This window comes from Streptomyces griseomycini (assembly GCF_014203535.1).
Taxonomy (GTDB): domain Bacteria; phylum Actinomycetota; class Actinomycetes; order Streptomycetales; family Streptomycetaceae; genus Streptomyces; species Streptomyces griseomycini.
The window spans coordinates 323,632-346,668 of record NZ_JACHJI010000007.1 but is presented as its reverse complement, the minus strand read 5'-3'; the positions used below and the strand labels follow the sequence as shown (position 1 = coordinate 346,668).

25 protein-coding genes and 1 riboswitch are annotated in these 23,037 nt (G+C 73.8%); of the genes, 12 read left to right on the top strand and 13 right to left on the bottom strand.

The annotated features are described in order from the left end of the window. Positions 1–38 precede the first annotated feature (38 nt). The 3 genes from FHS37_RS21785 to FHS37_RS21775 all read right to left on the bottom strand — a co-directional run bounded on the left by FHS37_RS21785 (position 39) and on the right by FHS37_RS21775 (position 3,194). Positions 39–968 (bottom strand): 1-phosphofructokinase family hexose kinase, encoded by a 930-nt coding sequence (locus FHS37_RS21785; RefSeq protein ID WP_184823817.1) that lies wholly within the window; start codon positions 966–968, stop codon positions 39–41. Positions 969–1,074: 106 nt separating this feature from the next. Beyond that, entirely contained in the window at positions 1,075–2,232 is a 1,158-nt protein-coding gene (gene nagA, locus FHS37_RS21780; RefSeq protein WP_184823816.1) for an N-acetylglucosamine-6-phosphate deacetylase, read from the bottom strand. After that, positions 2,232–3,194, bottom strand: a complete 963-nt coding sequence (locus FHS37_RS21775) for an ROK family protein (RefSeq protein ID WP_184823813.1) — start codon at positions 3,192–3,194, stop codon at positions 2,232–2,234. Before FHS37_RS21775 ends, nagA begins: the two co-directional genes overlap by 1 nt. Positions 3,195–3,313: 119 nt before the next feature. On the opposite strand from FHS37_RS21775, the gene FHS37_RS21770 reads away from it, so the two are divergent. Together FHS37_RS21770 and FHS37_RS21765 are read left to right on the top strand one after the other, a co-directional pair. After that, positions 3,314–4,579 (top strand): extracellular solute-binding protein, encoded by a 1,266-nt coding sequence (locus tag FHS37_RS21770; RefSeq protein WP_229890053.1) that lies wholly within the window; start codon positions 3,314–3,316, stop codon positions 4,577–4,579. 71 nt (positions 4,580–4,650) lie between these two features. Next, a complete protein-coding gene (locus FHS37_RS21765; protein WP_184823811.1) occupies positions 4,651–4,884 on the top strand; it encodes a DUF3263 domain-containing protein in 234 nt (77 codons plus the stop codon). A gap of 8 nt (positions 4,885–4,892) precedes the next feature. Here the strand turns inward: FHS37_RS21765 and otsB are convergent, their stop codons facing one another. From otsB to FHS37_RS21750, 3 genes are all read right to left on the bottom strand, one after another. Further along, positions 4,893–5,792: a trehalose-phosphatase gene (otsB, locus tag FHS37_RS21760; protein ID WP_184823809.1), complete on the bottom strand. Its 900-nt coding sequence runs from the start codon at positions 5,790–5,792 to the stop codon at positions 4,893–4,895. Positions 5,793–5,858: 66 nt separating this feature from the next. Then, positions 5,859–7,310 carry an alpha,alpha-trehalose-phosphate synthase (UDP-forming) gene (locus tag FHS37_RS21755; protein WP_184823808.1) on the bottom strand — a complete coding sequence of 484 codons (1,452 nt, stop codon included), beginning with the start codon at positions 7,308–7,310 and terminating at the stop codon, positions 5,859–5,861. Positions 7,311–7,405: 95 nt separating this feature from the next. Continuing rightward, positions 7,406–8,350 carry a glucosyl-3-phosphoglycerate synthase gene (locus FHS37_RS21750; protein ID WP_184823805.1) on the bottom strand — a complete coding sequence of 315 codons (945 nt, stop codon included), beginning with the start codon at positions 8,348–8,350 and terminating at the stop codon, positions 7,406–7,408. 135 nt (positions 8,351–8,485) lie between these two features. After that, positions 8,486–8,642, top strand: a riboswitch (SAM riboswitch). A gap of 18 nt (positions 8,643–8,660) precedes the next feature. On the opposite strand from FHS37_RS21750, the gene thrC reads away from it, so the two are divergent. The 4 genes from thrC to groL all read left to right on the top strand — a co-directional run bounded on the left by thrC (position 8,661) and on the right by groL (position 13,003). Continuing rightward, entirely contained in the window at positions 8,661–9,953 is a 1,293-nt protein-coding gene (gene thrC, locus FHS37_RS21745) for a threonine synthase (RefSeq protein WP_184823803.1), read from the top strand. Positions 9,954–10,080: 127 nt separating this feature from the next. After that, positions 10,081–10,356: a MoaD/ThiS family protein gene (locus tag FHS37_RS21740; protein WP_184823801.1), complete on the top strand. Its 276-nt coding sequence runs from the start codon at positions 10,081–10,083 to the stop codon at positions 10,354–10,356. 430 nt (positions 10,357–10,786) lie between these two features. Then, positions 10,787–10,990, top strand: a complete 204-nt coding sequence (locus tag FHS37_RS21735) for a cold-shock protein (protein WP_004986573.1) — start codon at positions 10,787–10,789, stop codon at positions 10,988–10,990. Positions 10,991–11,380: 390 nt separating this feature from the next. Further along, positions 11,381–13,003 (top strand): chaperonin GroEL, encoded by a 1,623-nt coding sequence (gene groL, locus FHS37_RS21730; RefSeq protein ID WP_184823799.1) that lies wholly within the window; start codon positions 11,381–11,383, stop codon positions 13,001–13,003. 82 nt (positions 13,004–13,085) lie between these two features. Here the strand turns inward: groL and FHS37_RS21725 are convergent, their stop codons facing one another. Next, a complete protein-coding gene (locus FHS37_RS21725) occupies positions 13,086–13,442 on the bottom strand; it encodes a hypothetical protein (protein ID WP_184823797.1) in 357 nt (118 codons plus the stop codon). 156 nt (positions 13,443–13,598) lie between these two features. Between FHS37_RS21725 and FHS37_RS21720 the strand changes: the two genes are divergently transcribed. Next, complete coding sequence (locus tag FHS37_RS21720) at positions 13,599–14,729, top strand: NADH:flavin oxidoreductase (RefSeq protein ID WP_184823795.1); 1,131 nt, start codon at positions 13,599–13,601, stop codon at positions 14,727–14,729. Positions 14,730–14,835: 106 nt separating this feature from the next. On the opposite strand, the gene FHS37_RS21715 is transcribed toward FHS37_RS21720, so the two are convergent. After that, positions 14,836–15,405, bottom strand: coding sequence for a hypothetical protein (locus FHS37_RS21715; RefSeq protein WP_184823793.1), 570 nt, complete (start codon positions 15,403–15,405; stop codon positions 14,836–14,838). Positions 15,406–15,482: 77 nt separating this feature from the next. Between FHS37_RS21715 and FHS37_RS38885 the strand changes: the two genes are divergently transcribed. Next, positions 15,483–15,659, top strand: a complete 177-nt coding sequence (locus tag FHS37_RS38885) for a 2-thiouracil desulfurase family protein (protein WP_373304286.1) — start codon at positions 15,483–15,485, stop codon at positions 15,657–15,659. 196 nt (positions 15,660–15,855) lie between these two features. On the opposite strand, the gene murQ is transcribed toward FHS37_RS38885, so the two are convergent. After that, positions 15,856–16,797: an N-acetylmuramic acid 6-phosphate etherase gene (murQ, locus tag FHS37_RS21705; protein WP_184823791.1), complete on the bottom strand. Its 942-nt coding sequence runs from the start codon at positions 16,795–16,797 to the stop codon at positions 15,856–15,858. Between the two features lie 125 nt (positions 16,798–16,922). Beyond that, a complete protein-coding gene (locus FHS37_RS21700) occupies positions 16,923–17,882 on the bottom strand; it encodes a MurR/RpiR family transcriptional regulator (protein WP_373304284.1) in 960 nt (319 codons plus the stop codon). 56 nt (positions 17,883–17,938) lie between these two features. On the opposite strand from FHS37_RS21700, the gene FHS37_RS21695 reads away from it, so the two are divergent. Continuing rightward, positions 17,939–18,346 carry a DUF8819 family protein gene (locus FHS37_RS21695; RefSeq protein ID WP_184823789.1) on the top strand — a complete coding sequence of 136 codons (408 nt, stop codon included), beginning with the start codon at positions 17,939–17,941 and terminating at the stop codon, positions 18,344–18,346. After that, a complete protein-coding gene (locus tag FHS37_RS21690; RefSeq protein ID WP_184823787.1) occupies positions 18,343–18,621 on the top strand; it encodes a DUF4031 domain-containing protein in 279 nt (92 codons plus the stop codon). The genes FHS37_RS21695 and FHS37_RS21690 overlap by 4 nt, the downstream gene beginning before the upstream one ends. On the opposite strand, the gene FHS37_RS21685 is transcribed toward FHS37_RS21690, so the two are convergent. Beyond that, entirely contained in the window at positions 18,603–19,667 is a 1,065-nt protein-coding gene (locus FHS37_RS21685) for a GNAT family N-acetyltransferase (protein ID WP_184824110.1), read from the bottom strand. The two genes, FHS37_RS21690 and FHS37_RS21685, sit on opposite strands and share 19 nt — an antisense overlap. 34 nt (positions 19,668–19,701) lie before the next feature. Further along, entirely contained in the window at positions 19,702–20,364 is a 663-nt protein-coding gene (locus tag FHS37_RS21680) for an HD domain-containing protein (protein WP_184823786.1), read from the bottom strand. 214 nt (positions 20,365–20,578) lie between these two features. On the opposite strand from FHS37_RS21680, the gene FHS37_RS21675 reads away from it, so the two are divergent. Both FHS37_RS21675 and FHS37_RS21670 read left to right on the top strand, forming a co-directional pair. Beyond that, the gene (locus FHS37_RS21675) at positions 20,579–21,454 is read left to right on the top strand and encodes an alpha/beta hydrolase (RefSeq protein ID WP_184823784.1); all 876 of its coding nucleotides are present in this window, start codon (positions 20,579–20,581) and stop codon (positions 21,452–21,454) included. Between the two features lie 67 nt (positions 21,455–21,521). Further along, entirely contained in the window at positions 21,522–22,169 is a 648-nt protein-coding gene (locus tag FHS37_RS21670) for a dihydrofolate reductase family protein (protein WP_184823782.1), read from the top strand. A 270-nt stretch (positions 22,170–22,439) separates the two neighbouring features. On the opposite strand, the gene FHS37_RS21665 is transcribed toward FHS37_RS21670, so the two are convergent. After that, on the bottom strand, positions 22,440–22,787 hold the full coding sequence (locus tag FHS37_RS21665) for a hypothetical protein (RefSeq protein ID WP_184823780.1): 348 nt from the start codon (positions 22,785–22,787) through the stop codon (positions 22,440–22,442). Positions 22,788–23,037: the final 250 nt, after the last annotated feature.

Sequence of the window (23,037 nt, the reverse complement as noted above, 5' to 3'; positions counted from 1 at the left end):
ACGGCCGGTCCGGGGGCAGCACGGCCGGCGGGTCGGCCTCAGGCCGCGTTCGCCTCCGCCGTCACCGCGACGCGGCCCAGCAGCTCCTCGTACGCCGGCCGGTCGAACTCGCCGGCCACCGGGGACAGCACCGTCGCCGCCGACAGGGCGACCGCGCGGGTCAGCCGGTCCGGCCACGGCAGGCGTTCCACCAGGCCCGCCAGCAGGCCCGCGACCAGCGAGTCGCCGGCGCCCGTGGGATTGCCGTGCAGGTGGGCCGGCGGGACGGCGCGCCAGCGGCCCTCGGGGGTCACCGCGAGGACGCCCTGGGGGCCCAGGGAGGCGACCACCGTGCCCGCGCCGCGGCGGCGGGCGTCCTGGGTGGCGCGCAGCGGCTCGTGGGAGCCGGTGAGCTCGGCCAGTTCCTCGGCGTTCGGCTTGAGGACGTCGGGGCGCCCGGCGACCCCGCGGCGCAGCGCCGCCCCGCTGGTGTCCAGCAGGACCGGGACCCCGGCCGCCCGGGCGGTGCGGGCCAGTGAGGCGTAGGCGCCGACCGGGACGCCCGGGGGCAGGCTGCCGCACAGGGCCACCGCCGAGGCCGACGCCAGCAGGTCCTCGTACGCCTCCTGGAAGGCGGACCACTCGGCGTGGCCGATCACCGGGCCGGGCTCGTTGAGCTGGGTGGTCCCCCCGGAGCGCTCGTCGACCACGGCGACGGTGCGCCGGGTCGTGCCGGACACCGGGACCAGCGCGTCCAGCACGCCCGGGACCTCGGCGAGCCGGTCCCGCAGGACCCGGCCCGTCGTGCCGCCCGCGAAGCCGGTGACCGTCACCTCGTGGCCGAGGGCCGCGAGCACCCGGGCCACGTTGACGCCCTTGCCGCCGGGGCGCTCCGTCACCTCGGAGACCCGGTGGGAGGTGTGCGGCCGCAGCGCCGGCACGCGATAGGTGATGTCGAGAGCGGTGTTCAGCGTGACCGTGAGGATCACCGGGCCGACCTCCCCTTTTGCCTGCGCCTGCCGTGTGCTCCGGAGGCACGATCATGCCAAAAGGACGGCGGTCGGCCCACCCCCGGGACCGGCCACGGTCCGCCGACTACGGGACGGATCGGCCCAGTTGGGGATCGACCACCCATTCGCCCCGGCGCATCACGCCCCTGAGGGCGAAGTCCGCGTCCAGGACCACCAGGTCGGCGTCCTTCCCGGGCTCCAGGGAGCCGATCCGGTCGTCCAGGCCCAGCAGCCGCGCCGGGTTCGCGGAGAGGGCCGCCACCACGTCCTCGACCGGCAGCCCGTCGACGGTGACCGCCCGCTGGAAGGCGCGGTCCAGGGTGAGCGTCGAGCCCGCGATGGAGCCGCCCTCCACCAGCCGGGCCACACCGTCGGCGACCTCCACCTCCAGCGGGCCGAGCATGTAGCGGCCGTCGCCGAAGCCCGCCGCGTCCATCGCGTCCGTGATGAACGCGACCCGTGCCGCGCCCGCGTGGTGGAACGCCAGCCGCAGCGCGGCCGGGTGCAGGTGCGTGCCGTCGTTGATCAGCTCGACCGTGACCCGCTCGTCCTCCAGGAGGGCGGTGATGGGGCCGGGGGCGCGGTGGCCGAGCGGCGGCATCGCGTTGAAGAGGTGGGTGGCGACCGTGGCGCCGGCCTCGACGGCCCGCACCGTCTGCTCGTACGTCGCGTCCGTGTGGCCGACGGCCGCGATCACGCCGTGCTCGGCCAGCAGGCGCACGGAGTCGAGGCCGCCCGGCAGTTCGGTGGCGAGCGTGACCATCTTCGCGTGCCCGCGTGCCGCGTCGACCAGCTTGCGGACCTCCGCCGGGTCCGGGTCGCGCAGCAGCTCCTCGGAGTGCGCGCCCTTGCGGCACGGCGAGATGAACGGCCCCTCGAAGTGGATGCCCGCGATCTCGCCCTGTTCGGCCAGTTCGCTCAGCAGGCCGGCGCGCCGGGCGAGGAAGTCCAGGTCGCCGGTGACGGTGGAGGCGACCAGGGTGGTGGTGCCGTGCAGCCGGTGGGTGCGGATGCCCGTGAGGACGTCGTCGGCCGTCCCGGAGGTGAAGGACGCCCCGCCGCCGCCGTGGTTGTGGAGGTCGACGAAGCCGGGGACCAGCCAGTGGCCGGACGCGTCGAGCGTCTCGGCCTCCTCGGGAGCGGTGGCGGCGATCCGCGTGCCGTCGACGATCACGCGGCCGCCGTCCACGGTCCCGGTGGGCAGTACCACCCGGGCACCGGTGAGAACCTTGGTGGGGGCCATCAGGTGGTTACCTCCGAAGGGGTCGAGGGGGCCGGGGATCCGGCGGTTTCGAGGAGATCCCAGGCGAGGAGCCCCGCACCCAGGCATCCGGCGGTGTCCCCGAGCGCCGCGGGAACCAGGGACGGCAGCTTCTGGAAGGTGACCCGCCGCCGGACGGCCTCCCGCAGCGGTGAGAACAAGGTTTCCCCCGCCTCGGCCAGCCCGCCACCGATGATCAGCGTGCGCGGGTCCAGCAGGGTGAGCGCGGTGACCAGCCCGTCGGCGAGCGCGTCGATCGCCTCCTGCCACACCGCGCGGGCCCGTGCGTCCCCCGAGTCGACGGCCTTGGCGCAGTCGGCCGCGTCCGCGTCGGGGTCGCCGCAGGCCGCCGCCCACGCCTCGCTCACCGCCGACGCGGACGCGAACCGCTCCAGGCAGCCGCGCTGACCGCACGGGCAGGGGGCGCCCTGGGGGCGTACGACGATGTGACCGATCTCGCCCGCGAAGCCGTGCGCGCCCGCCTCCACCCGGCCGTCGATGCCGATGGCGCCCGCGATGCCGGTGCCCAGCGGCACGAACAGGAACCGGTCGGCGCCCCGGCCCGCTCCGATCCGGCCCTCGGCGAGCCCGCCGGCGCGCACGTCGTGGCCGAGGGCGACGGGGATGCCGCCGAGCCGCTCGGCGAGCAGCGCGCGCAGCGGGACGTCGCGCCAGCCGAGGTTGGCCGCGTAGACGGCGACGCCCTCCGCCTCGTCGATGATCCCGGGGACGGCGACGCCGGCGGCGCGGGCGGGCTCGCCGTGGTGCTCGGTGCCGTGGGCGCGCAGCTCGGCGGCGAAGTCGAGGATGTCCGCGACGACGGCGTCCGGGCCGCGTTCGCGACCGGTGGCCCGGCGGGCCTGGTGCAGCAGCGCGCCGTCCGCCCCGACCAGGGCGGCCTTCATCCCGGTGCCGCCCACGTCGAGGGCGATGACATGTTTCACGGGAAACAGTGTGGCCCGGGGACCCGGGAGAGGTCTAGTCCACTCGCGTGGTGTAGACCTTGTTCCGATTATCGAAAACCTTTCGGACGGCGCGGAGCGCCAGAGTTGGGGCAAGAGCAGTGCAGCGGCGGGTCAGGACAAGGGCGATCGCGGCGGTGTCCGCACTGGGACTGATGGGAGTCCTCGGCGGGTGCGGTGGCGGAGGCTCCTCCGACGTCACCCTGAAACTGGTCGCCGCCGACTACGGCGACAGTGCGGCCAACAGCTCCGAGAAGTACTGGGCCGACCTGGTCGAGCGGTACGAGGCCGACCACCCCGGCGTGACGGTCGACGTCAGCGTCCACTCCTGGACCGACGTCGACCGCGAGGTCAAGGAGATGGTCGACGCGGGCGACCCGCCGGACCTGGCACAGATCGGCGCGTACGCCGACTACGCGGCCGACGGCCTGCTCTACCAGGCCGACGACCTGCTCTCCATCCCCGTCCAGGCGGACTTCCTCTCCCAGCTGGCCTCGGCGGGCCAGGTCGACGGGATCCAGTACGGCATGCCCTTCGCCTCCTCCACGCGCGTGCTGTTCTACAACAAGGAGCTGTTCGCCGAGGCCGGCCTCACCCCGCCGAAGACCTGGGACGACCTCGCCGCGAACGCCGAGGCGCTCAAGGCCGAGGGCGTGAAGTACCCCTACGCGCTGCCGCTCGGCCCGGAGGAGGCGCAGGCCGAGACCATGCAGTGGCTGCTCAGCGGCGAGGGCGGCTACACCGACCTGATGGGCGCGTACACCATCGACTCCGTGGAGAACGTCGAGACGTTCAACTGGCTGAAGAACGAGCTGGTCGGCAAGGGCCTGACCGGTCCGGTCGCACCGGGGGAGCTCGACCGGGCCGAGGCGTTCGCCGCGTTCGCCGCCGGTGACGTCGGCATGCTCAACGGCCACCCCTCGCTGATGGAGATGGCCGAGAAGAAGGGCGTGGAGTACGGCATGGTGCCGACGCCGGGCGCCGACGAGGAGAGCCGGTCCACGCTCGGTGTCGCCGACTGGATGATGGCCTTCAAGAAGAACGGCCACCGCGACGAGGTCGGCGAGTTCCTCGACTTCGTCTACAGCGAGGAGAACGTGCTCGACTTCTCCCGCGAGTACGACCTGCTGCCGGTCACCAACTCCGCCTCCCGGGCGATGAGCGCGTCCGGGCAGGACAAGGACCTCGAGCCCTTCCTCGACCAGCTGCCGACCTCGGAGCTCTACCCGGTCGGCACCACCTCCTGGGCCGCGGTCAGCGCGGAGATCAAGAAGAGGATCGGCAAGGCGGTCGCCCCGGGCGGCAGCCCGGCGGGCGTCCTGGGCGCGATCCAGGCGGCGGCCACGCGGGCGGAGAGCGCGGAGTAGGCCCCGCTCCCGGCCCGCCCTGACCCTGGTGCCCCTCCCGGCTGTCAGCGGCAGGGGCTACGGTGCGGACCATGGACGAGGAACGGCTGGACCGACGCGAACAGGACATCCTCGCGCTGGAACGCCGCGGCTTCCCCGGCCCCGGCGCGAAGGAACGGGCGATACGCGAGGAGCTGGGCCTGGTCCCGGTGCGCTACTACCAGCTCCTCAACGCCCTGCTCGACGACCCGCGCGCGCTGGCCCACGACCCGGTGACGGTGAACCGCCTGCGCCGCGTCCGGGAGTCCCGCCGCGCCCAGCGCTGACGGCGCCGTCAGCCGATCCGGGCCGCCAGGGACCGGAGCAGCGCCACCACCCCCGCCGGGCCGTCGACCACCACGTCCGCGCGCTCCCTCAGCTCCGTGACCTCGTCGCTGCCGCTGCACACCAGCAGGCCGGGGGTGCCGTCGGCGCGGAGCTTGTCGACGGCGGCGTAGGCGGGGAGGTCGCCCAGGTCGTCCCCGGCGTACAGCACCGACTCGGCGCCGATCTCACGGGCGTACTCCGCCAGGGCGACGCCCTTGTCCATGCCGGGCGGGCGCAGCTCCAGGACCATGCGGCCGGGCTCGACGATCAGGCCGTGCCGGGCGGCGAGGTCGGTCAGCGGCTCGCGCAGCGCCTCGAAGGCGGCCTGGGGGTCGGCGGCCCTGCGGGTGTGGACGGCCACCGCCCGCCCCTTCTCCTCGATCCAGGTGCCCCGCCACGCGCCGACCCGGTCGAGCAGCCCCGGCAGCTCCGCGCGGGCGGCGGCGACACCGGGGTGCGGGGCGGGTGCGGTGACCGTGCCGGTCACCGCGTCCCAGCGCTCGGCCCCGTAGTGGCCGAGCACGACGAGGTGCTCCAGACCGGGCACGCCCGCGAAGCCGCCGTGCCGCACGGCCACCCCGGCGGGCCGCCCGGTGACGACCGCGACCGCCGCCACCTTCGGGGCGAGCGCGGCGAGCGCGGGCACCGCGTCGGGGTGCGCGCGGGCCTGCTCCGGGTCGGGCACGATCGGGGCGAGCGTCCCGTCGAAGTCGAGGGCGACCAGCGCCCGTCCCGGCCGGGCCAGAAGCGCCTCCAGCGCCTCCCGCCCGGTCCGCGTGGCGGGCGCCGGCAGGCCGTCGGCGGCACCGGGGGCCCCGGCGTCCGGGGCCGTCGCGTTCGGGTCCGTGGAATCCGTTGGGTTGCCCATACCGCCAACCTATCCACGCCCCGGCACCCGTACGCCTGCGTGAGGACCGGTGCCGTCGCGTTCCGGTCAGCCGTCAGCCGGTCGGCCGGTCGCGGTGCCGTCCCCCGGCCCGTCCCGCAGCGCGTTCAGCTGGTCCAGGAACCACCGCGCCGGCGGCAGCGCGGTCGCCGCCGCGGCCAGGCGCTTGCTGCGCTCGGTCCGCTCCGCCGGGCCCATGGTCAGGGCCTCGTGCAGGGCGCGCGCCGTGTCGACCACGTCGTACGGGTTGACGGTGATCGCGTCCTCGCCCAGCTCCTCGTGGGCGCCCGCCTCCCGGGACAGCACCAGCGCGCAGCCCGTGTCGGAGACGACCGGCATCTCCTTGGCGACCAGGTTCATGCCGTCGCGGACGGGGTTGACCAGGGCCACGTCCGCCATCCGGTACGCGGCCAGCGAGCGCGCGAAGTCGTCCTCGAGGTGCAGCACGACCGGCCGCCAGCCCGAAGTGCCGTACCGCTCGTTGATCCCGTCCGCGACCCGCCGCACCTCGGCCATGTAGTCGCGGTACACCGCGAGGTCCTGCCGGGAGGGGTAGGCGAAGGCGACGTGCACGACCCGCTCGCGGCACTCGGGATGGTCCTCCAGCAGCTGCCGGTACGCCAGCAGACCGCGCACGATGTTCTTCGACAGCTCGGTCCGGTCGACCCGGACGATCGTCTTGCGCGCACCGCCGTCGGGAGCCGCGCCGATCTCCTCCCGCAGCGCGGCCATCCGCTCCTTCACGTCCGCCTCCTGGGACCGGGCGCGCAGGAAGTCCGCGTCGGCCCCCAGCCCGTGCACGCCGATCCGGGTGTCCCCGAGGCCGCCCGCGAACCGCTCGCAGCACGCGGTGAACGCGTCCGCCCAGCGGCGGGTGAGGAAGCCCAGCCGGTCGGCGCCCAGCATCCCGCGCAGCACCTGGCCGGCGATGTCGTCGGGCAGCATCCGGAAGTACTCCGGCGGCGCCCACGGCGTGTGCGAGAAGTGACCGATCCGCAGGTCCGGGCGGAGTTCGCGGAGCATCCCGGGGACCAGCGTCAGGTGGTAGTCCTGCACCAGCACCGCCGCCCCGGGCGCCGCCTCCTCGGCCAGCGCCTCGGCGAAGGCGCGGTTGTACGCCTCGTAGGACGCCCACTGCCGCCGGAACTCCGCGTCGAAGACCGGCTCCAGCGGGGTCTGGTAGAGCATGTGGTGCACGAACCACAGCACCGAGTTGGCGATTCCGTTGTACGCGTCGGCGTGCACGTCCGCCGGGACGTCCAGCATCCGCACGCCGTCCTCGCCGACCCCGCGCCGCACGGCCTCGCGGTCGCCGTCGGACAGCGCCGAGCACACCCACAGCGCCCCCGCCTCCGGACCGATCGCCGACAGCCCGGACACCAGTCCGCCGCCGCCCCGTTTGGTCCGCAGCGAACCGTCCTCGCCCACCGTGTACGAGACGGGTCCGCGATTCGACGCGACCAGTACCTGAGCACCCTGAACAGCCTGCGTGGAAGCCATACGCCTCAACTTAGCCCGACCCATAAACGCTCAAACGCGCGGAACGGCCGTATACGGCCGGATGCCCCCTGGCCGACCGTCCAGGGCCGTCCGCGTCAGGCCACCCTCCGCGCCTGGTACTCCGCGATCTCCGCCATCGGAGGCCGCTCCTCCGTGTCCACCGAGTACGTGCGGGGTTCGAAGCCGTCGCCGGTCCGCTCGAACTGGGTGAGCGCGGGGCGCACCAGGTGGCCGCGGGCCAGCCGGAGCTGGGCGGTGCGGTAGATCGCGGCGGCCATGCGGCCGAGGGCCCGGCCGTCCTGGTGGCGATGGATGCGGACGCCGACGTCCACCTGGGCGAGGGAGTCCAGGCCGACCAGGTGCAGGGCGTCGACCAGCATGCCGAGCTCCACGCCGTAGCCGACGGGGAAGGGGAGCTGTTCCAGCAGGGAGCGGCGGGCCGCGTACTCGCCGCCGAGGGGCTGGACGAAGCCGGCCAGCTGCGGCCAGTGCATGTTGAGCAGCGGGCGGGCCACCAGCTCCGTGACCCGGCCGCCCTGCCCGGCCGCGGTACCGAGGGGGCGGTCGTACATGGCCTTGACCAGCTGCACGTCCGGGTCGGTGAGCAGCGGGCCGACGATGCCGGAGACGAAGTCGGAGGAGAACTCCCTCAGGTCGGCGTCGACGAAGCAGACGATGTCGCCGTCGGTGACCAGCAGCGAGCGCCAGAGCACCTCGCCCTTGCCGGGGACGGCGGGCAGCCGGGGGAGGATCGTGTCGCGGTGCACCACGCGTGCGCCCGCCGCGGCGGCGACCTCGGACGTGCGGTCGGTCGAACCGGAGTCGACGACCACGATCTCGTCGACGAGCGGGGCCCGCCGCACCAGATCGCGGCGGATCGCCGCGACGATGTCGCCGACCGTCTCCTCCTCGTTGAGCGCGGGGAGAACGACGCTGACCGACTGGCCGGTGGCGCTCTTGGCCGCCAGCAGCCGGTGCAGCGGGCGGTCGGTCACGGACCAGGAGCGTTCGCTCAGCCAGCGCTCGACTTCTTCCAGCACGGTCTGCGGCTCCTCACCTCTGTGATCCATCTCGCGGTTCGGACGACTATCTCAACCGTCCTGGCCGTCGGTTACAGTCTTGAGCAACGCGGACGCCCCACGCACACCGGGTCTCCGTCGTCCACAACCGCATACCGCTCATCCAGAGGGGCAGAGGGACACGGCCCGATGAAGCCCCGGCAACCCTCCAGCCGGTTCTCGTAGATCACCGTTGATCGTCACCGCGAGGCTCCCGGCTAGGGAAGGTGCCAAATCCGTCTCACGGCGAGATGCGTCGTGAGGAAGATGAGGAGAAAGGGCCTCGCCTCACATGGCTGTGCAGACTGTTGCAAGCACCACCGACTCCGCCGCTTCCCCCGTCGATCTGGGCCCCGCCGCCGCGCTCTCCTGCCGCGAATGCGGTCACCGCGTACCGCTCGGCCCGGTCTTCGCCTGTGAGGAGTGTTTCGGCCCGCTGGAGATCGCCTACGACTTCTCGGCCCACGACGCCGAGGAGCTCCGCAAGCGGATCGAGGCGGGTCCCGCGAACATCTGGCGCTACGCGCCGCTGCTGCCCGTCCCGGCGGACGTGGCGACCAAGCCGAACCTGAACCCGGGCTGGACCAAGCTCGTCCGGGCCGACAACCTCGCCCGCGAACTCGGCGTCACCGGCGGCCTGTACGTCAAGGACGACTCCGGCAACCCGACGCACTCCTTCAAGGACCGCGTCGTCGCCCAGGCCCTGGAGGCCGCCCGCGCCTTCGGCTTCACCACCCTGTCCTGCTCCTCCACCGGCAACCTGGCCGGCGCCGTCGGCGCCGCCGCCGCGCGGGCCGGCTTCCGCTCCTGCGTGTTCATCCCGCACGACCTGGAGCAGGGCAAGGTCGTCATGGCCGCCGTCTACGGCGGCGAGCTCGTCGGCATCGAGGGCAACTACGACGACGTTAACCGTTTCTGCTCCGAGCTGATCGGCGACCCGGCCGGCGAGGGCTGGGGCTTCGTCAACGTCAACCTGCGGCCGTACTACGCGGAGGGGTCGAAGACCCTCGCGTACGAGATCTGCGAGCAGCTCGGCTGGCGGCTGCCGGACCAGATCGTCGTCCCCATCGCCTCAGGGTCCCAGCTCACGAAGATCGACAAGGGCCTGCAGGAGCTGATCGGGCTCGGGCTGGTCGAGGACCGGCCGTACAAGATCTTCGGTGCGCAGGCGGAGGGCTGCTCGCCGGTGTCGACCGCGTACAAGGCGGGCCACGACGTCGTCCGGCCGCAGAAGCCGAACACCATCGCCAAGTCGCTCGCCATCGGCAACCCCGCCGACGGCCCGTACGTCCTGGACATCGCGCGCCGCACCGGCGGTGCCGTGGAGGACGTGACGGACGAGCAGGTCGTGGACGCCATCAAGCTGCTGGCCCGCACCGAGGGCATCTTCGCGGAGACCGCCGGCGGTGTGACGGTCGGCGTCACGAAGAAGCTGATCGAGAACGGCGTGCTGGACCCGTCGCTCACGACGGTCGTGCTCAACACCGGCGACGGCCTGAAGACGCTGGACGCGGTGGCCGGCACGGGGCTGACCGCGACGATCCGTCCCACCCTGGACTCGTTCCGCGAGGCCGGGCTCGTCTAGGGGCCGTCCCCGTCCGTTTCCCGTGTGCGGGCCGCCCGTGGCCGGTCGTGCCCGCCGCGCGGCGGCAGCCGCACACCCGACACGGCCCCGCGCCCCCCGGGGCCGTCACCCGACCGGAGGTTTCACCGTGAGCGTCACCGTTCGCATCCCCACCATCCTGCGCACCTACACCGGCGGCCGGGCCGAGGTGAGCGCCGAGGGCGCGACCCTCGCCGAGGTCATCGAGGACCTGGAGAAGAACCACACCGGGATCGCCGCCCGGGTCCTGGACGACCAGGGCAAGCTGCGCCGCTTCGTCAACGTCTACGTCAACGACGACGACGTGCGCTTCGAGCAGGGGCTGCAGACGGCCACCCCGGACGGCGCGGGCGTCTCCATCATCCCGGCGGTCGCCGGCGGCTGATCGTTGCCGTCGGTGACGTCCGTTACCGAGCGTTCGTCGCGCGGCCCCCTCCGTGAGAGATGCGGAGGGGGCAATTCCATGGGATTGAGCGCGGTAGAGTTGGGGAACGCGCCCCCGATCCACTGATCGAGAATCCTGAATTCCTGCCGTACGCCCGACTGAATACAGCCAAAATACGGGCCTTTCTTGCGGCATTTGTTCCCTTTGTGCGGCCCGACTTGCCCCGAATTCGGATGAATCGTCGCCATGTTCCGGGCCGACGGCGTCCAGATTTCTCGTCCGATTGACCTGTTGCAGACGGCAGTTGGGCAGATACATTCAGCCGCGGTCGACGCGTTCCGGCGCACGCCCCCAACCGTTGGGGGGTGAGGTCTGACCCGGATCCGCGAAGTGTGGATCTGTGCAAGGGCCAGTAATAGGGGAGTTAGGCATGGCTCAGGGCACCGTCAAGTGGTTCAACGCGGAGAAGGGGTACGGCTTCATCGCGGTCGACGGTGGTGCGGATGTTTTCGTCCACTACAGCGCGATCCAGATGGACGGCTACCGCACCCTGGAAGAGGGCCAGCGGGTCGAGTTCGAGATCTCGCAGGGCCAGAAAGGCCCGCAGGCCGACATGGTTCGCGTCACCGCCTGAACGCGCTACCAGCCGCAAGAATCTTCTGCTGGCGAAGGGCTCGTGCCTCCCGGGGCACGGGCCCTTCGTCGTGCCCGGGGCCGAGGGCGGGCGCGGCCCGCGCGCCTGTCCGCGCGCGGCCGGGCCCCCTCGGTCCCGGAGGCGCCTGCGCCCACCCGCCGCCCGGCCGCCACCCCTCATCGGGCCCGCTTCGCGGGCGCGCCTTGCACTCGGAGGGGTCGAGTGCTAATCATTGCGTTAGCACTCTGAAGGTGAGAGTGACAACGAAGGACCGGGTCGGTGAGGCCCGCAGGCCGGGTGGGGCAAGGAACCACAGGCCGGCGAGCCGTCCGTCGCGGGCGCGGGCGCGGTCCGAAGGAATCACCCCCAGTCCTGGAGGGACCACTTCACATGGCCAAGATCATCGCGTTCGACGAGGAGGCGCGGCGCGGCCTCGAGCGCGGCATGAACCAGCTCGCGGACGCCGTCAAGGTGACCCTCGGCCCCAAGGGCCGGAACGTCGTCCTCGAGAAGAAGTGGGGCGCCCCCACGATCACCAACGACGGTGTCTCCATCGCCAAGGAGATCGAGCTCGAGGACCCGTACGAGAAGATCGGCGCCGAGCTGGTCAAGGAGGTCGCCAAGAAGACGGACGACGTCGCCGGTGACGGTACGACCACCGCGACCGTCCTCGCCCAGGCGCTGGTCCGCGAGGGCCTGCGCAACGTCGCCGCCGGCGCCAACCCGATGGCCCTGAAGCGCGGTATCGAGAAGGCCGTCGAGGCCGTCTCCGCCGCCCTGCTGGAGCAGGCGAAGGACGTCGAGACCAAGGAGCAGATCGCCTCCACGGCCTCCATCTCCGCCGCCGACGTCCAGATCGGCGAGCTCATCGCCGAGGCCATGGACAAGGTCGGCAAGGAAGGCGTCATCACCGTCGAGGAGTCCCAGACCTTCGGTCTGGAGCTGGAGCTCACCGAGGGCATGCGCTTCGACAAGGGCTACATCTCGGCGTACTTCGCCACCGACATGGAGCGCATGGAGGCCGTCCTCGACGACCCGTACATCCTGATCGCGAACTCCAAGATCTCCAACGTCAAGGACCTGCTCCCGCTCCTGGAGAAGGTCATGCAGTCGGGCAAGCCGCTGCTGATCATCGCCGAGGACGTCGAGGGCGAGGCCCTGTCGACCCTGGTCGTCAACAAGATCCGCGGCACCTTCAAGTCCGTCGCCGTCAAGGCCCCGGGCTTCGGCGACCGCCGCAAGGCCATGCTCGGCGACATCGCCATCCTCACGGGCGGCGAGGTCATCTCCGAGGAGGTCGGCCTCAAGCTGGAGAACGCGACGCTCGACCTGCTGGGCAAGGCGCGCAAGGTCGTCATCACCAAGGACGAGACCACCATCGTCGACGGTGCCGGCTCCGCCGACCAGGTCCAGGGCCGCGTGAACCAGATCCGCGCCGAGATCGAGAACAGCGACTCCGACTACGACCGCGAGAAGCTGCAGGAGCGCCTGGCGAAGCTCGCCGGCGGCGTCGCCGTCATCAAGGCCGGTGCCGCCACCGAGGTGGAGCTGAAGGAGCGCAAGCACCGCATCGAGGACGCCGTGCGCAACGCCAAGGCGGCCGTCGAGGAGGGCATCGTCGCCGGTGGTGGCGTGGCCCTGCTGCAGGCCTCCCAGGTCTTCGAGAAGCTGGAGCTCGAGGGCGACGAGGCCACCGGTGCCGCCGCCGTGAAGCTGGCGCTCGAGGCCCCGCTGAAGCAGATCGCCGTCAACGCCGGCCTCGAGGGCGGCGTCGTGGTGGAGAAGGTGCGCAACCTGACCCCGGGCCACGGCCTGAACGCCGCGACCGGCGAGTACGTCGACCTGGTCAAGGAAGGCATCATCGACCCGGCGAAGGTGACCCGTTCCGCGCTGCAGAACGCCGCCTCCATCGCCGCGCTGTTCCTCACCACCGAGGCCGTCATCGCCGACAAGCCGGAGAAGGCCGCGGCCCCGGCCGGCGGCGGCATGCCGGGCGGTGACATGGACTTCTGATCCTCCCGAGGATCGGACCCGTCCGTCACGTACCGAGGGCGGCACCCCCTGCTACCGGCAGGGGGTGCCGCCCTCGGGCGTCTCAGGCGGCGCACCACGGCACGCGGCAGACGTGCGGCGCCGTGCCCCGCGGGCACAGGTCCCGCAGCACCGCCTTGCGGACCGCCCGCCAGGTGCGCAGCGAGCACACCAGGCGCACCCGCAGCTCGACCGGTTCCCGTGCGCCGGCGCTCCGGCCCGGGTTCTCCCGGGCCCACTGCTCCGCCAGGTGGTCGTAGAGGTCGGCGGTCGTCGCTCCGCTCCCGGGCAGGGTGCGCAGGACGGTCCGTCCGACGAGCCGGGCGCCGCGTGCCGCCACGGCCCCGTCGACGAGCGCGCCGGCCCACGCCAGCCCTTCCTCGTCCGCGTACAGGCCGAAGCGCAGGAGACGTGTCCTCATCGGGCGACCGTATCCCGGTGCACGGGAGGGCGTTCCGTGACCGGAGTCACACCTGGGTGCCGAGGGGAATGCCTCCCGCCGTCGGCCGGTTGGGTTGACCGTGCATCTGATGCACGTACACATACTGGCAGGTACGCGAAGCAGAGGAGCCCCCACGTGACCGTCACCTCCCCGGACACCGCCGCCCGAGCCGCCGGGCTGCTCTCCCGGCCCGTCGCGATCAACGGCCTGACCGTCCCCAACCGCATCGCCATGGCGCCGATGACCCGGATGTTCTCGCCGGGCGGCGTCCCCGGCGAGGACGTCGTGTCGTACTACTCCCGTCGTGCCGCCGCCGGTGTCGGGCTGATCGTCACCGAGGGGACGTACGTGGGGCACGATTCCGCCGGGCTGAGCGACCGGGTGCCGCGGTTCCACGGGGAGGAGCAGCTCGCGGGCTGGGCGAAGGTCGCCGAGGCGGTGCACGCGGCGGGCGGCACGATCGTGCCGCAGCTCTGGCACATCGGCATGGTCCGCGAGCAGGGCCAGGCGCCGTACCCCCAGGCTCCGGCGGTCGGCCCGTCCGGGGTGCGCACGGACGGCACCGAGGGCAGGGGCGAGGCGATGACGCAGGCCGACATCGACGACGTCGTCGCCGCGTTCGCCCGGGCGGCCGCCGACGCCGAGCGCATCGGCTTCGACGGCGTGGAGCTGCACGGTGCCCACGGCTACCTCATCGACCAGTTCCTGTGGTCCCGCACCAACCGCCGCACCGACGCCTACGGCGGCGACCCGGTGGCCCGGACGAAGTTCGCCGCGGAGGTCGTGGCCGCGGTGCGCGCGGCCGTGTCGCCGCAGTTCCCCGTCATCTTCCGCTACTCGCAGTGGAAGCAGGACGCCTACGACGCCCGCCTCGCCGAGACCCCGCAGGAGCTGGAGGCGATCCTCGCCCCGCTCGCCGCGGCCGGTGTCGACGCCTTCCACGCCTCCACGCGCCGCTACTGGATCCCGGAGTTCGAGGACTCCGACCTCAACCTGGCCGGCTGGACGAAGAAGCTGACCGGCAGGCCGGCCATCACCGTCGGCTCCGTCGGTCTGAACGGCGAGTTCCTGGAGGCCTTCCAGGGGCGGGGCGCCGAGCTCGGCGGCCTCGACGACCTGCTCGACCGGATGGAGCGCGACGAGTTCGACCTCGTCGCCGTCGGCCGCGCGCTGCTCCAGGACCCGAACTGGGCGGCCAAGGTCCTCGACGGCCGCTTCGACGAACTCGTGCCCTACGACGCGGCGTCGCTCACCTCCCTGAGCTGAGCCACCGCTTCGCCGCCCCTCGTCCGTCGCCCCGGCCGCGCCCCGTGCGCGGCCGGGGCGACGGACGTTGCGGCGTCATGGGCGCCGGGCGCACCGCCGGGCCGGACTACAGGTTGCCCATGGGCTCGATGTCGACCCGGACCGGCGTCCCCCACACGCGCAGCACCTCGTAGTCGGTGAACTCGTGCACGATCCGGTACGCCATGGCCGGGCGGGGCCCGCGCCGCTGGGCCGCGACGTACAGCTCGGCCTCGCGCCGGTCCCGGCGCGGGGTGCCGCACAACTGCCAGGCCTGGCCGTTCCACAGCTCCGGCAGCCAGCGCTGCTGCGGCTGGGGACGGTCGCCGCGGACCCCGTACCGGGAGGGGACGGGCTCGGTGGGCCCGGGCGGCAGCGGCGGGCCGTTGAACTCGGCGCGGCGGGCGGCACGGCGCCGGGTCTCGCAGAGCAGGCACAGGTCGGGGGCGCTCTCGTCGACCGGGCCGGTGGGGTGTTCGGGGCAGCGCGTGCTGGGCGCGGCCGTGGTGACGCCCTCCTCCAGCAGGTCCAGCGCCCGCCGCAGGTCGGCCTTCACCTCGTGCAGCCGGGCGTCCGGGGTGTCGGCGGACAGCGCCTCGCCGTGCTCGCCGAGGACCCGCAGGGCGCGGCCCAGGGCGGCGAGCTGCGCGTGGTTCATGGTTCGTCTCCGGGTGGGGGAAGGATCCAGTATCCCAGTGTGCGGGCGGGCCCTCCCAGTCTGGCGGGGCGGAGCGGATTCCGGCGAGCGCCTGCCTGCCGGGCAGCCGGGTGCGGTACGACGGCGGCGCGGAGCCGGTGGACGACGCGCTCGTCGCGCGCCGGCGGGCCGAGGGGCGCACGGGCGCGTTCTGCCCGGAGACGGCGGGCGGCCTGCCCGTGCCGCGCCGGCCGGCGCCCGGGGCGCGCTGCTGAAGGAGTCCGGCCCCTCCTGCGGGAGCCCGCGGAGGTACGACGGAGGGTCCACGGGCACCCGCGTCCCCGGCCACGGGGGTCGCCGCCGTGCTGCTGCGACGGGCGGGCGTGCGGGTGTCCGGCGAGGACCGGATCCGTGGGGCGGCGGCCTGCCCGGGCGTCCCCGACGACCGGGTCCGGTGCCCCCCCGGGGCCGTCAGCCCTCAGCGCCCGCCCTCGCCAGCGCCGCGCGCAGACGGCCGTCGGACTCCTCCAGGAGGCGGGCCGCCGTCGGGCCGTCCACGTCGGCCAGGAGGACCAGGATCGCGTGCTTCACCTCGCCGTCCGCGGCGGTCAGCGCACGGGCGACGGCGGCGTCCTCCGCTCCCGTCGCGAGGGCGACGATGCGGTGGGAGCGGGCGCGGAGCTTGTCGTTGGAGGCGCGGACGTCGACCATCAGGTTCCCGTACGTCTTGCCCAGCCGGATCATGGTGATCGTCGACAGCATGTTGAGGACGAGCTTCTGGGCCGTGCCGGCCTTGAGCCGGGTGGATCCGGTGATCAGCTCCGGACCGACGACCACCTCGATGCCGTGCTCGGCCGCCGCCGCCAGCGCGCTGCCCGGGTTGCAGGCCAGGCCCACGGTCAGGGCGCCGCGCGCGCGGGCGTACGCGACGGCGGCGACGGCGTACGGGGTGCGGCCGGAGGCGGAGACGCCGACCACCGTGTCGTCGGCGGTCAGCGCCAGCGCGGCCAGGTCGGACTCGGCCAGCTCCCGGGAGTCCTCGGCGCCCTCGACCGAGGTGACCATGGCGTCGGGGCCGCCCGCGATCAGGCCGACGACCTGCGCCGGGTCGGTGTTGAAGGTGGGCGGGCACTCCGAGGCGTCCAGGACGCCCAGCCGGCCGGCGGTGCCCGCGCCCGCGTAGACCAGCCGGCCGCCCCGGGCCATCCGGGCGGCGACGGCGTCGATCGCGGCGGCGATCTCGGGCAGCCGCTCGGCCACGGCGCCGGCCACGGTGGCGTCCTCGCCGTTCATCAGCCGGGCGATGTCGAGGGTGGGCAGCCGGTCGATGTCCGCCAGCTCCGGGCGGAACGCCTCGGTGGGGAGCGTCTCCAACTGGGCGCGCAGGCCGTGGTCGTGGGGGGTGGAGGTCATGGCGGTGTCTTTCCGGTCCGGGGTCGGGCGGCCGATCTGGGGCGCGGGGCCGTGACGGTGCGCGGCTGCGCCGCGCGGGCGCGACCGGCCACGGGCCACTCGCGGAGCACCTCGGCGGCGTGGCTTCATGGTCCCTTGCGGTGCGCCCGGTGCCGGTGCGCCAGCGCCTCGTACGAGGCGGACAGCGCGGGTGCCGCCGACTCGTACGTGCGCTGGGCGACGCCCACGAACAGGCAGTCCACCACCAGCAGTTGGCCGGTCCGGGACGACATCGCGGCCGGGCGCAGCTCGCTCTCGCGCGCCGTGGAGGTGGTCAGCACGTGGTCGGCGTACTGCGTGACGGGGCTGTCCGGGCGGCCGGTGACCGCCACCGTCGTCGCCCCGTGCTCGAAGGCCACCCGGAGCGGTTCGATGACGTCCCCGGTGGACCCGGAGTGCGTGACGGCGATCGCCACGTCCCCCGCGCGCAGTTGCACCGCGTTGGTGACGGCGAGGTGGGGGTCGCTGTGGGCGTGCGCCATCAGGCCTATGCGCAGGAGTTTCTGCGTGAGGTCCTGGGCGACCAGCCCCGACGCGCCGACGCCGTACACGTCGGTGCGGCGGGCGGCGGCCAGGGCGGCCACGGCCGCGCCGAGCTGGGCGGTGTCCAGGCCGGCCGCGGTGTCGGCGAGGGTCTGCTGCTCGTCGTAGGCGAGTTTGGCGACGACGTCGGCGATGGGGTCGTCCACCGCGATGTCGGTGGTGATGGCGGGGGCGCGGCCCGACTGCTGCTGGGCGGCGAGGCCGGCCAGGGCCAGGCGCAGGTCCCGGTAGCCGGGGTAGCCGAGCAGCCGGGCGGTGCGGACGACGGTGGCCTCGCTGGTGCCGGTGAGCTCGGCGAGTCCGGTGACCGTGAGGGCGGCGCAGCCGGCCGGGTCGCCGGCGACGGCCTCGGCGACCCGCTGCATGGAACGGGTCATGGACGGAGCCAGCGTGCGCACCTTGGCCGCGAGGGCGGCGGGCGCGGGCGGTGCGGTGGCGGCACCGCCGGTGCTGCCGCCGGTGCCGCGCTCGCTCGCGAAAATTTCCTTCACATGCCGGGTCACGGAATGAAAGATATTTTCGGCTCGGCGACGTGGTCAAGAGTGCGCACAATAGGACCATGGCCCCCCACGGAGACCCCCAGGTCAACCCCGTCAGTCCCCTGGAGCAGGCGCTGCACGCGGCCCGCGCCCTCGTGCTCGCGGATCTGGTCGCGCGCGAGGTCGCGGAGGCGGACGTGGTCTCCCTGGTCGAGGAGGCCGTCACCCAGCGCCGCTGGTGGGTCCAGCAGTGGCCGGACGGCGCCGGGTTCCTCGCCGGACTGGTCGCCCAGGACGTCCAGGACGCCCTGCTGGACCGGTACGGCCGCTGGCCGCTGTGCCCGGTGTGCGGCTCCGGCGATCCGCACGCGCTGGACGTCGAACCCGAACTCGGGCCCGACCCTCACTGGGTGTGCCACAAGGCGGGCGTGAAGGTCGCGGCGGTGGGCGCGCTGGGCGGGGCCACCGGCGGGGCGGCCTCGTCGTGACGGTGTACGTCGACCCGCCCACCTGGCCGGGCCACGGCCGGATGTGGTCCCACCTCGTCAGCGACGTCTCCTACGCCGAACTGCACGCCTTCGCCGACCGCCTGGGCGTCCCCCGCCGCGCCTTCGAACGCGACCACTACGACATCCCCGAGCACCGCTACGCCGACGTCGTGCGCGCCGGGGCGGTCGAGGTCAGCAGCCGCGAGGTGGTGCGGCTGCTGCACGGGGCGGGGCTGCGGCGCCGGAAGAGGGCGGTTCAGTCCCGCAGTTCGTAGACGAACTGGGTGCCGTCCTCGGACACGCGGGTGAACCCGGCGCGGGCGACGACGTTCTGCGAGGGCACGTTCTCCCGCTCGACGGTGGCGACCACGGTCCGCACGCCGTCCTGGTCCAGCGCCCAGGCCGACAGCGCGCGCAGCGCCTCGGTGGCGTAGCCGTGGCCGCGGGCGCCCTCGGAGAGGTCGTAGCCGATCTCCACGCGGCCGTCCCCGTCCGGCGCGCCGTGGAAGCCCATCGCGCCCACCGCGCGGTCGTCCTCGCGCCGGACCAGCACGTACATGCCCCACTCCGGACGGAACAGCCCTTCCTCGTACTGCTTCACGCCGATCCCGGCGCCCTCGCGGGTGCCCTCGAACGGCCCCGGGTCGACCCACGCGAACCCGCCGTCCCCGCCCACGGCCAGGTCGGCGGCGACCGCCGGGGTGGCGCCCTCCAGGGTGAGCCGTTCGGTCCGCAGCACCGGGTTGTTGCACCAGCGCCAGGTGGTGACGGGCTCCCGGCCCGGCAGGTCACCGCGGCCGGTGGCCCACAGCAGGGTGCGCCACGGGGTGGGGCCGGGACGGACCTGCGGGAAGATCCGGGTGAGGACGAAGGAGGCGAGCTCGGCGGGCGGTTCGTACGGCGCGCCGCCGAGGCCCTCGACGATGTCGTGGGTGTGCAGCAGGACCTCGGCCACGCCCATCGCGGCGAAGCCCTCGCGGTTCGCGTGCCGGAAGGGGTACGGGTGGAAGGCGCGGACCGCGCGCGGGGTGGTGCGGACGGCGGCGGCGAGCAGGGCGCCGGTCGCCTCGATCGTCCTCAGGACGCCGGTGTTGTCGGCGGGGTCCAGGCCGTCCTCGACGCCGTCGAGCGTGATCCCGAAGGGCACGTACGCGTCCTGCGCACGCCCGGCGAGCTGTCCCGCGTACGCGATGAGGTCGCTCGCGATGTGCGCCGCCGTCTTCCGGCAGCTCCACTCCAGCCGTCCGGCCCCGGTCCCCTCCCAGTCCCGGTCGGCGACCGCCCCCAGGGCCGCCACGCAGTCCGCGACGGCCTCTTCCACCTGTTCCGCTCCCAAGGCATGCATACGCGGCAGGCTAGGCGGGCGGCATCGCCGGGGTCGACAGCATTTCCAGCTCGCCGCGGAGGTTGTAGCGGGCGGTGGCCTCCCAGTGCTCCTGCCCGTGGGGGGTGCGGAACAGGTGGGGCAGGCCGAGGAGTCGGCGCAGCACATCGGCGCGTCCCTCGCGGAAGACGTCGTTCGGCACGAAGTGGTACTCCTCGCGGACGGCGGCGGTGTAGGCGGCGTACGCCGACGGCGGCGAGGCCAGGACCGCCAGGTCGGCGTCGCACAGCACCTGCCCGTTCCGGTCGTCGTCGGCCGGGTCGTGCGTGACGGTGAGCCGGACCAGCCGGGCGACCTCGGAGGTCCTCTCCGCCGGCACCCCGGCCTCGGACAGCGCGCGCTCGGCGAGCCGCGCCGACCGCTCCTCGTTCTCGGACCGGTCCGGCAGGTACACGGCGTCGTGGAACCAGGCGGCGAGGCGCACGACGTCCGGGTCGTCCGCGTGCTCCTCCAGCGTGTCGACGCGGTCCAGGACGGCGGTGAGGTGGGCGAGCGTGTGGTAGTGCCGCTGCGGCTCCCGCCAGCGCCCGAGCAGGTTGTCGGCGTAGGGCGCGGGATCGGGACCGCCCCCGGGGCCGCGGGCCCCTTCCAGGGCGCGGGCGAAACGGGCACGCAGGACGTCGGTGTCGGCCATGGGCCCATTGTTCCCGGTGCGTTCCCGGTGCGCGTCCGATGCGTCGGAGGCCCGGCCCGGCCCACACAAGCGGAAGGGGTCGTTACGGGTAGTGCCGGTGATCTTCCGCTGGGTAGGGTGAGTCGCCGGAGCGCGAACAACCGTCCGCACGCCGTCCTCGCGATCTCCCCGCTCGACCGCGACGCGCGTGCCGCCGACGCCGTGGAGGCCACAAGTGAGTAGCCAGGTGCAGCCGACGTTCGTACTGGTCCACGGAGCCTTCGCGAACTCCTTCTCCTTCGCGCCGCTCCAGGCCGAGCTCGGTCTCCTCGGACACCGCTCGGTCGCCGTCGACCTGCCCGGTCACGGGTTCGGGGCCACCTACCCCCGCGCCTACCAGGCGCCGCAGGACCTCGAAGGGCTCGCCACCGCGCCCGGCGCGATCAAGGGCGTCACGCTCGCCGACAACGCCGCGCACCTGATCGGGGTCCTGGAGCGGGCCAAGCGGAACGGTCCCGTGATCCTCGTCTCCCACAGCCGCGGCGGCGTCACGGCCACCGCCGCGGCCAACGCGCGGCCGGACCTGATCGACCGCATCGTCTACGTCGCGGCCTGGTGCCCGGTCGAGCTCGACGTCAACGACTACTACGCCGAGCCGGAGATGGCCACGGTCGACGCCGCCTCCCTGGGCCTGGCGGCGGTCGGGAACCCGGCCGAACTCGGCCTGCTCCGCGTCAACTTCCGCACCGCGGACCCGGACGCCCTCGCGGCGTTCAGGGCGGCCTTCCTCGCCGACGGCACCGACGAGGAGCTCCTGGCCTTCCTCAACACCTTCCAGCCCGACGAGAACCTGGACGCCGGCACCTCCGCCGACCGGGCGCAGGCCGCGACCTGGGGCCGCGTCCCGAAGACCTACGTCCGCCTGGCCGACGACGCGAGCATGCCGCTGGCCCTGCAGGACCGGCTGATCCGCGAGGGCGACGCGCTGACGCCGGACAACCCGTACGACGTCCGCACGCTCCCGAGCAGCCACCTGAAGTGGCTGGTCGACCCGGCGCCGGCGGCCCGGGTCCTGGGGGAGCTCGCCGGGGAGCTCGCCGGGCGGCCCTGACGGCGACCGATGAGTTCTCCCGGCGGGGGGAGTCTCCCCACCGTTGTCGACGGCACAGGAGAGACACGTGACCCAGCTGCTGAGAGTCCAGAACTTCAACGTCTCGAGCGACGGCGTCGGAGCCGGTGAGAACCAGAGCCTCGATCGCCCGTTCGGGGACGCCGACCGCCCCGAGAGGCTGTTCTCCTGGGCGGGGGCCACGGCGAGCTGGCCCATGCGCACCGACCCCGGGGGCAGCCGGGGCCTGGACGACTACTTCACGCGGGACTTCGCGCGCAACATCGGCGCCGAGATCATGGGCCGCAACAAGTTCGGGCCCCAGCGCGGGCCCTGGCAGGACCACGAGTGGCGCGGCTGGTGGGGGGACGAGCCCCCGTTCCGCACCCCGGTGTTCGTCATGACCCACCACGAGCGTCCGTCGTTCACGCTCGGCGACACCACGTTCCACTTCGTCGGCGGCGACCCGGCGACGGTGCTGGAACTGGCGCGGGAGGCCGCGGACGGCAAGGACGTCCGGCTCGGCGGCGGGGTCACCACCGTCCGGCAGTTCCTCGACGCCGACCTCGTCGACACCCTGCACGTGGCGGTCTCGCCGGTGGAGCTCGGGTCCGGCCTGCGGCTCTGGGAGTCGCCCGACGAACTGCTCGACCGGTTCCACCTGGAGGTCGTGCCCAGCCCGAGCGGCGTGACGCACCACCTGTTCTGGCGGAGGTGACCGGCTCCCGGGACCGGCCCCGGGAGGCGGGACGACCTGCCCCCCGGGGCCCGGCGTCCAGGTGAGCCGCGATGCGGGCACCCGTCCGGGCGCTGTCCTCGAACGGGTGCCCCCGCGTGCCCGCCGCCCGGGCGGCCTCGACGTCGGCCGCGACGTCGTCGACGAAGGGGCGGTCCTCGTCGTCGGCGGCCCGGCGGGGCCGGGAACGACGGCTCGGCCGAACCCGCCGCGCGTCGATCGGTGCCGCGTCCGGGGCGGGGGAGCGGCGGGCTAGTCGCCCGGGAAGGCGATGCGCAGGTCCCCGTCCGTGCGGCACCGCAGGCCCCAGGCCGACAAGGCCGTCACGACCTCGCGCTCGGCGCTCCCCGGCCGGGCGAGGTCCGCGCCCTCCGGCTCCCGCACCGTCCTGTCCACCGCCTCGCCGCGCAGCACGGTGTCCCCGTAGGGGGCGACGGCGGTCAGGGTGGGCAGCCGGTGCCGGCCCGGTTTGTCGAGGGCCGTCCCGAACGCGTCGTCGACGACCATCCGCTCCAGCGTCCCCGCCGCGGGGCGCGGCCCGGGGGCGCGTCCCGTCCGGGACGCCGGGGCCCCGCGCCGGAGTTCGACGACGAGCGTCATCCGGTCCCCCCGTCCGGTCGTGCCGGGCCGTGTCCGGCCCGTCCGGGGACCGATCCTCCACGGTTCGCGGGGAGCGGACCGGGCGGGGAGCGGACCGGGAGTTAATTGCGTATCCGTAGGTGCCCCCCTCCGGATGGTTGCTCCCCGGGGACGCCCGTAGGTTCCTGCCACCGATGCGACGGGCGCTCGTCACGGGGAGTTCAGCGGGACCGCGCCCGGTGCTCCGGTCGTGCCGTCCGCGCCCCCCACC